We start from the raw sequence: 12,638 nt of genomic DNA, 5'->3' as shown, positions 1-12,638 counted from the left end.
AGAGGAGAAAAGAATGCTTAGATTATCATGGAGCGCAGTTCGGTCTGGATAGCTGTCTCGAGCGCATCGAACTTATCGAGCTCTGTTTCTGCATAGAGGTGTGCCTTGGCCATTTCATCTTTGACTGCAACGGTGCGCAGTTTGCTGAACTCAAAGTCCTCCTGCTCGACCACCGGCAATGCTTCATCCATAAAGCCGAGAATAGCGCGGAGAATGCGGTACTGCTTCTTGATGGAGGTGTAGGCGTCGTTCGGGTCAAACGCGTTCTGGAAGAGGAAGTCTTCGCGGATCATGCGGGCGGTTTCGAGGGTGAGCTGCTCCTTTGGGGAGAGGGCGTCCGTTCCGACAAGGCGCACGATTTCCTCGAGCTTGCTTTCCTGCTGCAGAATCGTGAGAGCGCGTTCGCGGTTTTCCATGAAGTCCTGTGCAAACTGTGCATTGAATGTGTCTGCAAGGTTTTCGGTGTAGAGCGTGTAGCTCTGCAGCCAGTTGATGGCAGGGAAGTGGCGCTTGTACGCAAGCTTTGCATCCAGAGCCCAGAAGACTTTGGTCACGCGGAGGGTGTTTTGCGTGACAGGCTCCGAGAAGTCTCCACCGGGAGGGGACACCGCACCAATGACGGAGAGGGTTCCTTTGCGGTCATCAGCTCCCAGACAGTTCACAGCACCGGCACGCTCGTAGAATCCTGCCGTGCGGGAACCGAGGTACGCCGGATATCCTTCTTCACCAGGCATTTCTTCCAAGCGTCCGGACATTTCGCGCATAGCCTCCGCCCAGCGTGAGGTGGAGTCCGCCATGAGAGCCACGTCGTAGCCCATGTCGCGGTAGTATTCGGCGATGGTGATACCCGTGTAGACAGATGCTTCGCGGGCGGCGACCGGCATGTTCGATGTATTGGCAATCAGCACGGTGCGCTTCATGAGAGTTTCCCCCGTGTTCGGGTCAATGAGGTGCGGGAATTCCGTGAGCACTTCTGTCATTTCGTTTCCACGCTCTCCACAACCGATATACACAATCACCTGCGCGTTGCAGTACTTGGCGAGTGACTGCTGCGTCACTGTCTTTCCGGCTCCGAACGGTCCCGGGATTGCGCCGGCACCTCCTTTGGCCATCGGGAAGAGTGTGTCCAGAATGCGCATTCCTGTTGCCAGAATATCGGTCGGCACAGTCTTTCCTTTCACAGGGCGGGGGATACGGATCGGCCACTTCTGCAGCATGATCACTTTCTCCACCTTGCCGTCCGCAGATTCAATTTCTGCAATCGTTTCTTCAATCGTGAACTTGCCGGAAGAAATAGATTTGATAGTTCCGGAGACTCCGACCGGCACCATCACGCGGTGCTCGATGAGGGTTGTTTCCTGCACGGTTCCGAGGATATCGCCTTCGTTCACCACGTCCCCTTTGGAGGCCTTCGCAACGAAGTCCCACTTCGTAGAACGGTTCAAACTCGGCACTTCAATACCACGGGTGATGAACGGGCTGCCTGCCTTCTGTTCGATAAGCTCCAGCGGACGCTGAATACCGTCGAAGATGGAGGTCAGGAGACCCGGAGCAAGCTCTACAGACAGTGTCTGTCCCGTGAGCTCCACAGGCTCTCCCGGTTTCACACCGGATGTTTCTTCATAGACCTGGATGGAGGCGGTGTCGCCGTGCAGTTCAATAACTTCTCCGACGAGTTTTTCATTCGCCACGCGGACAACTTCGTACATTTTTGCCTGCTGCATACCGGAGGCAACAACGAGCGGTCCTGCGACTTTGGTGATGACTGCTTTGGACATAGAAGGATTGGGATTGATAATGAAGAATTGATAATTACTTGAGGATGTCTGAGCCAACAGCGCGTTCGACGATGGACTTCAGACGTGCGAGTCCATAGCCGGAGGAACCGTGATGACTGGGAAGGGGAATGACAGCAGGGAGAGCACCTTTGCTCAAACGCTTCATGTCTTCTGCGGGAAGTGACTGCAGCAGCTCTTCGGATACGAAGACAATACCGTAGGTGTTGCGCTCCTTACCGTTTTCCATGCGCAGAGACTTCTTGAGCCTGAAGAGTTCGGCAGGGACGTCGGTGTTGTCAGTGACAGCAACAACGTCCACACCGAGGAGTGCGAAGCCAGCAACGGCATCACGGGACCCGACAATGGCAATGCGGTAGGACATTTAGGCAACGAAAGGAGAGGCGGACAGGAAGGGCGGCAGCAGTCTCTGGAGTTCGTCCTTGGACAGATGTGCCGATTTGCCAACCAGAATGGTGCGCAGCAGTTTCATTTGGGATTGCGCAATGGCTGCAAACGCAAAGATAGGATCGAGTGTAAGGATCTTGGAGCGCATGCGGGCAATATCGACTGCAATCGCCTTTGCAAGACCGCGCTCAAGAATGATGGTTGAATCAGCGGCGGTCTGGATATTGTCTGCAAGTTCCGCACCCAAATGGGAAGCCCGCACCAGATCAGCAAGTTTTGCAGGATCGAGACTGAAGCGCGCGATATCAATTTCCCCACCGGAGATTAGATGCTCTGCAGGATTTTCGTCATTGCGCAAACGTCGCGCTGTACGGATGTTCTGCAGATCAATGTGATGCGCAACGTATAGGCGGATGGCTTCGCTTGATTTTTTTGCAAGAGCCAGCTGCTCATGTGCATTAAACTGCGCAACACGCGTATCAATCTGCTGGGGCGTAAGCGCTGCGTCCTCGCGCATTGTATCAATGAACTCAGTCAGAGATGCCGGCGCAGTAGAGACGTCACCGCCTTTCACAAGTAAACGGAGGTCTGCGGGATCGTAAGCTGTAGCTCCTACATGCGGCTCAGCACTGATATCAGATGTAAAACCATGCTGCTTTTTTAACAGGTAAGACAGAAGTGCAGCGTCATCTTTCAGCCAGAGAATATTGAATATCTCTTTTTCAGAATCTTTCACCATCGACTCTACTTCCTGCTTCAACCAGTGTTCGAGGTTATTGATAAAGCGGTGCGGGTTACTGTTGTACTCCACATGTGAACTAAGCTTCAGCTCGGTCAGGAGTCGGGCGAGTTCTGCGGTATCGCGTGCAGCAACCAATCTCTCAACATCCATCTGTGTCAGAAGATATTCCTGCAAGACACCCATGCGGCCATGGCCGTAGGCATGTGTCTGCCGTGACTGGAGGAAAGAAGAGGACATGTATTACGCGAAGAGTTGTGCAGCAATGGAAATTTCAGTTTCAGGACGCAGAACTTCCTGCACAATGAATTCAAATGTGCAGTCTCTGTTCTCTTTCTTGCCGACGTAGCGGAAGCCGCCTGTAGCAAGGATCGGATCTCCGAGTTCATACTTGCTGCCGCAGAGCTTTTTGAGAAGTGCTGCATGCGGCTTTGCCGGAAGGATGGTCCCTCCTTCAGGCAGGGTATCAATCCAGTTGCGCAGCATTTTTTCGAGGTCTGCCTCAGGCTGCTTTGCGAGCGATTCGGCAACGGATGTATAGAGATCGTTCAGGATCTCCTGCTTGCGTTGCAGAACAGCATGGCGTGTCAGCATGCCTGCATGTCCTTCAGCGCGTGAGCGCATCTGGTGCAGCTTCTGTGTTTTCTGCTGGAGCAGGGATGTACGCAGTGCCTGGAGACTCTGCTTGTGAGCGTCGTTGAGAGACTGAACAGCTGCGGCATGATCCGCTGCGAGCCTCTTGATAGTGGCATCTGCTTCGGATGTGATTGCCTGGCGGATGTGCGTGAGTGCCATGGGAGGTGAGGGTGGGAGATTAGCTCAGGAGAGAATCCTTGAGGGCGTTGAGCATGAAGAAGGAGATCAGGAATCCGAGAAGTGCGTATGTTTCCACAAGAGCGGCGAGTGTGATCACACGACCAGCAAGGCGGGAGTCACGTGCAAGCATGTGCATACCGGCAGCACAGACTTTTCCCTGTGCAGGAGCAGACATAGCAGCAGCGATCGTCACGGGCATGAATGCTGCGAAGAGAGCGATGCCAGCAGGCAGATCGAGGTTAATGTCTCCGGAGAGGAGCGGACCACCGAAGCTGAAGAGGAAGAGCAGGGAGATCACCATTCCGTACAGACCCTGGGAACCAGGAAGAACGGCGAGGGTAATGACCTTACCAGCCAACTCCGGCTTTTCTGTGAGCAGTCCGGAACCAGCCTGTCCTACAGTGGACACACCGATAGAGGAACCGATACACGGGAGGCTTGTTGCGAGCGCAGCACCGAGCAGGGCGAATGCCAGACCCCAGTAGTTGACAGTCTCAGTTGCAAGAACTGCATCCTGTGCAAAAGCGGCAACAGGCATGAGTGCGACTGCAGCAGCTGCGAAGGGAAGGAATTTCTTCATAGAAATATGGGGAAAAGAGAATAGGAGAATATTACAAAGATTTAGAACGTTTGAAAGGCGTGAACGGACGTCCGCCGCCTTCAAAGAACTGGCTGAAGAACTCGACGAACTGCAGACGACCAGAGTGAATGAAGGCTCCGAGTACGTTGAGGGCAATGTTAAGGGTATGTCCGCCGATATAGATAATAATAGCGATCGGAATACCGAGGATCGGCGGGAAGAATCCTCCGATCTGCTGGGCCACAAGGTTCACCGCGAGAGCGAGTGCACCGGTTACAAGACCAAGCGCAAGGAGGCGCAGATAGCTGAGGACGTTGCTCATCATGCCCATCACAAGGTTCAGCAGACCAAGCAATCCGAAAACCGGGCGGAGATACCATTTGGATCCGTAACCCTTACCCCAGATCACGAGTGCGAGGGAGGCATAGATGCCGATAAGCGCCATCTGCTGGAATTCGGCAGGAACAAAGAAATACGCAATGGCTGTCCCGATCAGGAAGAGGGGGGTCCAATCCATCCAGAAGCCTTCAATCCAACTGCCGCGCAATCCTTTGGAGACACCTCCAAGGAACATACCGAAGGAGAGGTGAATGAGACCGAGGACGAGTGAGAGATTTTGCAGGAAGGTGATACCCGGTGTTGCACCGAGGTTCCAGATCTGCCCCTTGAACCACATTAAGCCGTCTGCTCGGGTTTCCGTCATAAATGCAGGAGCCTGATCCGGTGTCATACCAAACCATCCTCCGAACGGAATAGAGACGAAGAATGTCAGGACTCCACCAATCATCAGGAGCCACCAGAGGGGTGAATCCTGTAGTTTGATTTTCTTTTTCCAGATAAAGAGCGCCATTACAATGGCGAGCACGAGTCCGTACCCCGCATCTGTGAGACACAATGCAAAGAAGAGAATGAAGAAGGGCGCCAGGAGCGGCGTCGGGTCGAGTTCACCGGACTGCGGCAAACCATAGAGCAGCGTAACGCTTTCAAACGGCTTGAGCCAGGCTGGGTTCTTGATGAGGATCGGCGCCTGTTCCCCTTCATCCGGCTGCACTTTCAACACAGCGGTTGCCGGGGAAATGGCGGCGAGCTTACGCTCCAGCGGTTCGAAGAGACTTTTTGCAATCCATCCGAAGAGCGTGACGGTGGAGTGTGTCACTTTGGTTGCTCTGCGCGCAGCCTCGATTTCATTCATCCAGCGGACAAACTGGCGTGCACGGGAAAGGAGAGGCAATTCAGCGGAGAGTTGAGCCAGTTCCTTGTGAAGCTTCTCCATCATTGTGTGCACTTCAGCAGAGCGAGCTGCAACAACCTGAGCAGATGCGGGAGCGGGAGCAGCATCTCCTCCGAATTTCGACAAATCTCCTTTTATTTTTGGTGAGGTGAAGTACGTTCCTTCATCTGCAGACGCAGCGAGCTTGGATGTGTCTTCCGGCAAACGTCCATGGTCAAGTTCGCTCAACTGCTGCTTCAATTCACTGTCCTGCTGTTCGATAGTGTGGATGCGGTCGATGATCGTGCGGACTTTGTCGCTCTTTCCCGCCTTGGCGATTTCTGCAGGCGTTGCAGGGTCGTTCAGAACGGCAATCGTCTCTTTCGCTGCGTGTGGCATTAAAAGCGCAATGACATGATCGAGCTCTGCAGTGTGATACGGCAGGGCATCGGTGTTGATCTGCGCGCTGTCGGGCAGTTCCGAAATTTCCATCACCCCTTCCTGGTGGAGAAGCTCCAGCAGTTCTGCCTCATGTGCCTTGTGGGCGACGACGGCAACTTTTTGCATTGGTACAATAGCCATAAGTAGAAAGAGAAAAAATTACTGAATAAGGGCGCCTGAGACTGCTTTGTCCAGAAGGGTGTTCAGCGCTTTGGGAAGCGCTTTCTTTGCATGTGACTCCACGTGGTTCAATGCCTCTGCGCGTGCGGCAGCAGACGCTTCGCCGATCTTCGAAAGCTCTTCATCCATAAAAGACTGCAGTTCTGCCTGCGCTTTTGCACGCTCGTCCTGCTCCAACTTCTTTTTCTCTTCATGCTGCATGTCGTGCAATGCGCTCATCTCCTGTGCATTCTTTGCCTCTGCCTGTTCGATACGATTGCGCTCGGCCGTTTCGTGGTTAAGAAGCGCAGAAACACTCTCTTCGTGCGACGAATGGGTCTGTGTGGACATAAAAAGATAGTAAAATGTAAGTGAAAATGAACTTGTTAGGCGCGTTAGTACCTTCTTTTCGGATAAAAATCAAGACTGTAAGGGGTGCCTTCCAAATGAATTATCATCCTCGTACAAAAAGGCAAATACCTGTTTTGGCTGAAATATTATTGCCTAAAAAGGCAAATGAAGTATGATACAGACTTCCCTTTTTCTTTTTTTCCCATGAGTTCTCATCACACCTGCGGAGCCTGCGGACTTGCGATTGAAACCTGTCCCGACTGCGGCGGACTTATTTGTTCAGACGGTTGTCCGGACAGGGCGGAAGACGGATGCGTCTGTATGATTGATACGGATAGCGATCCTGCTGAAGGCTAAAATAGCTGCACTGTATCAGTAGTATTGGTATTGTTGATCCACATTGACAACCCAAAACCGGAGGCGGATATTTTCGGAAGTGCAGAATTGTCTGCTTTACGAATTTTGTCTGATCATTGAAAGGATTGAACTCATGCAATCTGTTGCCGCCGCCCCAACAGTATTCGCTTTGCGAATGCAGGGGAAAATCGCCATTCTCACGATTCAGTTGAGAACGCTGGTCAGTGGTCGAACGGCAGGAAAGATGGATGAATTTCTGTCATCTTGCTTCATGGAGGACAATGTGACCCGCTTCATTGTGGACTTCACAGAAGTACAGCAGGTCAACCAGGAATGTTTTGCGCCTTTCTGTCGGCTCAAGACACATCTTGATCAGGTGTCGACAGGAAAAATGGTGCTGTGCGCCATAAGTCCTGACATCCTCGAGACGTTCACGTCACACGGTCTCCATACGCAATTCACAATCAAGGAGACGGTGGAGAAGGCGCTTGCAGACTTCTAGAGCCGCATCACGGAAGATACACCGATCAGACAAACTAGCCGGCCTCCCTCGTGGAGGCTGGCGCTTTTCTATTCTCTCTTCAGCGCACAACGGATCGTGCGGGCACAGACGACTTGCTGCTTTTGCGGACTGTTTTACGAAGCAAAACACGACTCGGTTTTGCAGACGAGGAGGAACGCTTGCGGAGAACAGGAGTAGGCATCGATCCATACATCGGCGTGGCCTGACCCTGGAGTGGCAGCATCTGGAAACGCTCAACGGCAAAGAGCGCTCCGACAAGCAGAACAGCGGTGGCAATCAGAAGAGCGGTTGCGTATTTCTCTGTAAAAGAAGGCTTCATGGAGTGGGTGTGGATGTTGTGTTTAGTATACTCTATTCCTGGCAATTTTTCTACGAGAAAAGGCAGTGCCACGTGATTGCACGGCGATTGTATATGGCGGTCCCGACGGGACTCGAACCCGCGACCTCTTCCGTGACAGGGAAGCGCTCTAACCAATTGAGCTACGGAACCATGATGTGAACGTTTCAAGGTGCTGTCCGGACGACAAAAACCGCGTCACCTGCTTTGTCAGAGCCCGGAAACAGTATCAGCAGCGTCAGGCTGCCGCAATATCAAATCATCACTTATAGGCTTCCTGCTGCCCACGCATTCGCCGCAAAAACACACAGGGCGCCAAGCATAACCCATACAATGCTTGCAACAAGCATTTCACGCTCAAGAGTGCGAATAGGGATCAGTTTCTGGGGTGTTTGTGTGGACATAGGTTCTTTATTATAATAACATATTTCTATATTTTTAGCAAATACTGAAAAGCTTCCGGCTTTCAGGAATGTTTGTTGTTGTTTTTTTGCCTCACCCCAGCCTCTCTCCAAACCACCCACTTGCCGCGGGAGAGGGGAGTTTTGTTTGTTCTCATAAAAATGAGCTGACAGAATACATAGTCTAAGAGGCACGAGGGGGGTTCCCGTCGCCAAGGAGGGGTGTTGCGGCAGGTGGAGAGGCGTTTGGCGACGGTGCGTTTCTTTGGTTCTTTCTTGTCGGGGAGACAAGAAAGAACAATCCCCGAGGGGGGGCAGATCAACAAACAAAACAACCACAAACAGCACACCCTTCGACGGGCTCAGGGTGACAACTACTTTAAATAGAGAAGCGGATTCTTCTTCTCTCCTTTCACCTGTACCTCAAAGTGCACGTGAATACCCGTCACACCATACACACGTCCACTATTTCCCATAGCACCAACGTTCTGGCCGCGGGTGACGGCGTCGCCCTTCTTCACGTACAGCTCTTTGTTATGTCCATAGAGCGTGACCAGGCCATTGCCGTGATCGATTTCAATCACGTTTCCGTAGCCTCCGTTCCAGCCGTAGTCCGCACGGATAACGGTTCCTGCTTCTGCAGCGTAGATAGGACCACCGCCTTTTTCCTGAATGTCGACCGCGTAGTGTCCCGGGCGGAAGTACTGCGTGAAGGAACACTTCTCACACGGCATCTGGAGGATGGTTCCTGTAGGCACTGCAGCATCTCCGGCCTTGGATGGCTTTGCGGGCTTTGTTGTGGTTGCAGGCTTTGTGGGGGTCCCGGGCTTCGGTGTCTGCGCAACGGTTGTCGGCTTGGCAACGATCGGTTTGCCGCCGGGGATAATCAGTTCCTGACCGGCAAGAATGAATCCGCCTTCAATGTTGTTCTGACTTGCAATCTCTGCAGATGCGATACTGTAGAGTTCTGCAATACGTCCGAGTGTCTGTCCGCGTGTGACCGTGTGCAGCACGCCATCCACAGGAAGAATCACGAGTTCCTGTCCGGGCTTAAGCTGTGCATTGTCTCCGAGATTATTCGCGAAGCGAATGGTTTCAGCTTTGATGTGATACTGCGCCGCAATCTTCTCCAGACTGTCGTTGTTCTGCACGGTGTAGAGGAGCCCCTGGGCGTACGCGCGGCGGGAGCCCTGTTCGGTGAGCGAACTGGATTTCATCAGGAATCCGTCTTCCACCAGCAGATACTGCGGTACGTCTCCCGTAAGATCCACGCCGGTCTGCGCGAGTGCTTCTTTGGGGATATACGGCGGCAGGAGTGCGCTGACCACAAAGATAAGAACACATGCCAAACGCACACGCAGAGACAGCCAATGGCGAAGGGGCGTATGGAGCACGGATTACTGTGAGGCAATAACAGAGCGGAGACCGGAGAGCACGCTGCGCATGTCAGCGTAACGGTCGCGTGAATGGAGCAGGACGACGACATAGCGGCGGCCTTCGACTTCGACGATGGAAAGAAGGCACTGGCCCGCCTCATCGGTTGTGCCGGTTTTTCCGGCGATGATAAAGCGGTCTTCGTGCAGAAGTTCGTGGGTATGGCTGAGGATCATCGAAAATCCGCTGATGCTTTTGATCTGCGTCTGGGCAATGCCCATTCTTGCACGGATGTCCGGATAGCGAAGCACGTACATTGCGAGCCACGCAAGATCCTGCGGCGTGGAATCCTGGAGTGGCGCATCGAAGCCGATCGGGTTTTCGTAGGATGTGTGGAGCAATCCGAGTGATGCGGCGCGGTCGTTCATCACGGTTGCGAAGTCTGCGATGGTACCGCTGTGGAATTTTGCGAGCGTCACGGCAGCATCATTCGATGAATTGATGAGCATGGCAGAGAGCAGATCACCGACGGTGAAGGTGTCTCCCGGGGGAAGATGTTCATAGTCATTGCCTGCCGTTTTTAAAATATCCATCGGCACTTTTACCAGCGTATCCAGCGGATGATTTTCGACGATGATGAGTGCCGTCATCAGCTTGGTCAGACTGGCCATCGGGCGGGAGATATCCGCGTTACGTTCAAACAGCACCTGACCGCTTTCGAGGTCCGTAATAATGACCCCCGAAGCGGAGAGCGATTGACCGATGGTCTGAAGGGCGATTCTGGCATCCGCAGAGAGTGCGGGCGGAGCGACGGACAATTCACGGGTGAGAGGGCGGACACTTGCCTGCAGCCCCCACACGGGAACCATCCCCATCAGCAGAACCGAAAGGAGTGGACCGTACATTGTTAGAGTTTACCAAGACCGGGAAGAGCTGGAAACCGGTTGCGGCAAATTAGATTTCATAAAAATTTTGTAGCTGCAAGGGGTTTAGGTCATAAAACTCTAAATTCGACATACTAAATTCTCGTCTTATTTGAGTATGTATTAGAGTTTCGAGTTTTCCGTCTCTTATCTATAAATCAGTTTTCCGGTGATCCTCAGGTCCACGTACTGCTTCGCCGTTCCTGCCGGCACCGTGTCCAAAAACAGACGATAGCGGGCGAGCTGTTCTTCAATCGGGCTCTTCATATCGAACCACAGCATGAGAGACTCTGTCTGCAAATGATACTCGCGTGCGCGCAGATACACGGTGCGGCTGCGGACGGTCTGCGTGAAATCTGTTGCGAGGGCGGCTTCTGTCTTTTGCATTGCACTCAGCACATCGGCGCCGACAAGCGGTTTCCAGGGATCAGGTTTTACACCCCAGTCCACAATCGTGAGCTGCGGCAACATCGTGCCACTTCCGGCCTGTGCTGCAGTGTAGGACACATAGAGTCCATCCTTCGTGAGGAAATCTGATCCACTCGCAGCAGACGGCGTGACGGGCGCCGTTGTCTGACCTGTGGTTTCGATGGACAGGCGATAGGCAAGCGGGCGTAGTGTCAGACGGATCTGCAGCGATGACGGATAATCTTTGCGGATGGTGACCGTTGCCAGATCGGGAACTGCACTTCTGTGCATATCCGGCAATTCCGTCGTGAGCAGCGAAGGAATTTCTTCGACAGACAGAAGTGGCAGGCGGCGGCCGAAGAGCGGACGGATGGCATCCTGAATGAGCACACTGTTGAGTCGCGGATCAGAACGTGCAACAACAATTTCGCGCACATCAAGAATGGGAGAGAAGAGCGCGAGACAGACAATGAGAATGAGGACCGCAACAACACAGCCGGCAAGAATACGTGTCAGAAACGGACGGAGCCGCGCGAGTTTTCGTTGCCACTGCTGCATCGCCCGTTTCCACCGCTGCCATTTATACTTGCGTCGCTCGGTATGTCTGCGCTGCACCAAACGGCGCGTTTGCGGCGTCACAGTACGATTAAACCGCTGAGGAAGAGGCTTTGGTTTGCGGAGCATCGGAGGGAATCATACTGTATCCTCTCCCTATGCGCATTGCACTTGTCGCAGATTGGCTCACTACATTCGGTGGAGCGGAACACGTCATCGCCGAATTCCACGCGATGTTTCCGCAGGCGCCGATTTTTACGACAGTCGCACGGCACGGCTCACTCGGCTTGCTGAATGACGCCGATATCCGCACGACATATTTGCAGCGCCTCTATACGCTCACACATCAGTACCAGATTTTACTGCCCTGGATGCCGCGCGCGATTGAGACGATTGATCTGCGCGGATACGACATTGTCCTGAGTTCGTCGCACGCCGTTGCAAAAGGAGTGATTGTCGATGCATCCACGCTGCACCTTTGTTACTGCCACACGCCCGTCCGCTACGCTTGGGAAATGGAAGATGAGTACCTGCGTGATTTCCGTGTGCCGCACTGGATACAGAAGCGCGTACGCAAAGAACTGAGCAAAATCCGCCGCTGGGATCTCACAAGCGCCAAGCGCGTTGATGCATATATTGCAAACTCAACAACAACACAGGAGCGCATCAAGAGGATTTACAACAGAGAGAGCGACGTGATTCCTCCTCCAGTTAGCGACAGATTTTTCAAAACTGAAAGCCGAACACTGAAAGCTGAACACTACTATCTTGCTGTCGGCCGTATGGTTCCATACAAGAGGTTCGATCTTCTTATCCAGGTTGCAAATGAATTGCAGCTCCCCTTAAAAATTGCAGGTAGAGGGCAGGATGAAAAGCGTCTCCGCGCCCTGGCCGGACCCACGGTGGAATTCCTCGGATTTGTGCCGGAAGCGGATCTGCCGGGACTGTACGCAAATGCGACTGCACTCTTTTTTCCGCAGTACGAAGACGCTGGCATCGTGCTGCTGGAAGCCCAGGCAACAGGCACTCCCGTCATCGCGTATAACGCGGGCGGTGCGAAAGATATGATTCACGACGGAAAGACCGGTATCTTTTTTGATGCGCAGACCACAGACAGCGTGCGTGATGCCGTCACACGTTTTTCGAATCACACCTGGAACCGCGAACTGATTCGCTCACACGCGATGCAGTTTTCCGAAGACCGCTTCCGTCGCGATATCCGTCAGATAGTAGAAACACAGTATCGTGCATTTTGTGATGGCTCGTTCCGCCGCCTATAGC

General features: G+C 53.2%; 14 protein-coding genes and 1 tRNA gene. 3 read left to right on the top strand and 12 right to left on the bottom strand.

All coding sequences use genetic code 11. The features are described from left to right. Positions 1-17: 17 nt before the first annotated feature. The 7 genes from K8942_00725 to K8942_00695 all read right to left on the bottom strand — a co-directional run bounded on the left by K8942_00725 (position 18) and on the right by K8942_00695 (position 6,479). Entirely contained in the window at positions 18-1,778 is a 1,761-nt protein-coding gene (locus K8942_00725; protein UPA22722.1) for a V-type ATP synthase subunit A, read from the bottom strand. 34 nt (positions 1,779-1,812) lie between these two features. Next, positions 1,813-2,160 (bottom strand): hypothetical protein, encoded by a 348-nt coding sequence (locus K8942_00720; protein UPA22721.1) that lies wholly within the window; start codon positions 2,158-2,160, stop codon positions 1,813-1,815. Further along, on the bottom strand, positions 2,161-3,162 hold the full coding sequence (locus K8942_00715; protein UPA22720.1) for a V-type ATPase subunit: 1,002 nt from the start codon (positions 3,160-3,162) through the stop codon (positions 2,161-2,163). Between the two features lie 3 nt (positions 3,163-3,165). After that, positions 3,166-3,717, bottom strand: a complete 552-nt coding sequence (locus K8942_00710) for a hypothetical protein (protein UPA22719.1) — start codon at positions 3,715-3,717, stop codon at positions 3,166-3,168. Positions 3,718-3,736: 19 nt separating this feature from the next. Next, on the bottom strand, positions 3,737-4,276 hold the full coding sequence (locus K8942_00705) for a V-type ATP synthase subunit K (protein ID UPA23135.1): 540 nt from the start codon (positions 4,274-4,276) through the stop codon (positions 3,737-3,739). Between the two features lie 73 nt (positions 4,277-4,349). Beyond that, entirely contained in the window at positions 4,350-6,110 is a 1,761-nt protein-coding gene (locus K8942_00700; GenBank protein UPA22718.1) for a hypothetical protein, read from the bottom strand. 18 nt (positions 6,111-6,128) lie between these two features. After that, complete coding sequence (locus K8942_00695) at positions 6,129-6,479, bottom strand: hypothetical protein (protein UPA22717.1); 351 nt, start codon at positions 6,477-6,479, stop codon at positions 6,129-6,131. Positions 6,480-6,683: 204 nt separating this feature from the next. Between K8942_00695 and K8942_00690 the strand changes: the two genes are divergently transcribed. Together K8942_00690 and K8942_00685 are read left to right on the top strand one after the other, a co-directional pair. Then, positions 6,684-6,836, top strand: a complete 153-nt coding sequence (locus tag K8942_00690) for a hypothetical protein (protein UPA22716.1) — start codon at positions 6,684-6,686, stop codon at positions 6,834-6,836. A 133-nt stretch (positions 6,837-6,969) separates the two neighbouring features. Further along, on the top strand, positions 6,970-7,338 hold the full coding sequence (locus K8942_00685; protein UPA22715.1) for a hypothetical protein: 369 nt from the start codon (positions 6,970-6,972) through the stop codon (positions 7,336-7,338). 79 nt (positions 7,339-7,417) lie between these two features. On the opposite strand, the gene K8942_00680 is transcribed toward K8942_00685, so the two are convergent. The 5 genes from K8942_00680 to K8942_00660 all read right to left on the bottom strand — a co-directional run bounded on the left by K8942_00680 (position 7,418) and on the right by K8942_00660 (position 11,486). Beyond that, positions 7,418-7,678: a hypothetical protein gene (locus K8942_00680; GenBank protein UPA22714.1), complete on the bottom strand. Its 261-nt coding sequence runs from the start codon at positions 7,676-7,678 to the stop codon at positions 7,418-7,420. 94 nt (positions 7,679-7,772) lie between these two features. After that, positions 7,773-7,849 (bottom strand) — tRNA-Asp (locus tag K8942_00675). Positions 7,850-8,471: 622 nt separating this feature from the next. Beyond that, entirely contained in the window at positions 8,472-9,452 is a 981-nt protein-coding gene (locus K8942_00670) for a peptidoglycan DD-metalloendopeptidase family protein (GenBank protein UPA22713.1), read from the bottom strand. A gap of 42 nt (positions 9,453-9,494) precedes the next feature. Further along, positions 9,495-10,376, bottom strand: coding sequence for a serine hydrolase (locus tag K8942_00665; protein UPA22712.1), 882 nt, complete (start codon positions 10,374-10,376; stop codon positions 9,495-9,497). 165 nt (positions 10,377-10,541) lie between these two features. Continuing rightward, positions 10,542-11,486 (bottom strand): hypothetical protein, encoded by a 945-nt coding sequence (locus tag K8942_00660; GenBank protein UPA22711.1) that lies wholly within the window; start codon positions 11,484-11,486, stop codon positions 10,542-10,544. A gap of 29 nt (positions 11,487-11,515) precedes the next feature. Between K8942_00660 and K8942_00655 the strand changes: the two genes are divergently transcribed. Further along, positions 11,516-12,637, top strand: a complete 1,122-nt coding sequence (locus K8942_00655; GenBank protein UPA22710.1) for a glycosyltransferase — start codon at positions 11,516-11,518, stop codon at positions 12,635-12,637. The last annotated feature ends 1 nt before the right edge of the window (position 12,638 follow it).

Source organism: Candidatus Peribacteria bacterium, from assembly GCA_023038255.1.
Taxonomy (GTDB): domain Bacteria; phylum Patescibacteriota; class Gracilibacteria; order Peribacterales; family Peribacteraceae; genus CALREJ01.
The sequence above is the reverse complement of the archived record's forward strand: the minus strand, read 5'-3'. Positions and strand labels throughout refer to the sequence as shown.

Coding starts and splice junctions, on each gene's coding strand:
- K8942_00725 (UPA22722.1), bottom strand. CDS start 1,778: ATGTCCAAAGCAGTCATCACCAAAGTCGCAGGACCGCTCGTTGTTGCC.
- K8942_00720 (UPA22721.1), bottom strand. CDS start 2,160: ATGTCCTACCGCATTGCCATTGTCGGGTCCCGTGATGCCGTTGCTGGC.
- K8942_00715 (UPA22720.1), bottom strand. CDS start 3,162: ATGTCCTCTTCTTTCCTCCAGTCACGGCAGACACATGCCTACGGCCAT.
- K8942_00710 (UPA22719.1), bottom strand. CDS start 3,717: ATGGCACTCACGCACATCCGCCAGGCAATCACATCCGAAGCAGATGCC.
- K8942_00705 (UPA23135.1), bottom strand. CDS start 4,276: ATGCCTGTTGCCGCTTTTGCACAGGATGCAGTTCTTGCAACTGAGACT.
- K8942_00700 (UPA22718.1), bottom strand. CDS start 6,110: ATGGCTATTGTACCAATGCAAAAAGTTGCCGTCGTCGCCCACAAGGCA.
- K8942_00695 (UPA22717.1), bottom strand. CDS start 6,479: ATGTCCACACAGACCCATTCGTCGCACGAAGAGAGTGTTTCTGCGCTT.
- K8942_00690 (UPA22716.1), top strand. CDS start 6,684: ATGAGTTCTCATCACACCTGCGGAGCCTGCGGACTTGCGATTGAAACC.
- K8942_00685 (UPA22715.1), top strand. CDS start 6,970: ATGCAATCTGTTGCCGCCGCCCCAACAGTATTCGCTTTGCGAATGCAG.
- K8942_00680 (UPA22714.1), bottom strand. CDS start 7,678: ATGAAGCCTTCTTTTACAGAGAAATACGCAACCGCTCTTCTGATTGCC.
- K8942_00665 (UPA22712.1), bottom strand. CDS start 10,376: ATGTACGGTCCACTCCTTTCGGTTCTGCTGATGGGGATGGTTCCCGTG.
- K8942_00660 (UPA22711.1), bottom strand. CDS start 11,486: ATGCTCCGCAAACCAAAGCCTCTTCCTCAGCGGTTTAATCGTACTGTG.
- K8942_00655 (UPA22710.1), top strand. CDS start 11,516: ATGCGCATTGCACTTGTCGCAGATTGGCTCACTACATTCGGTGGAGCG.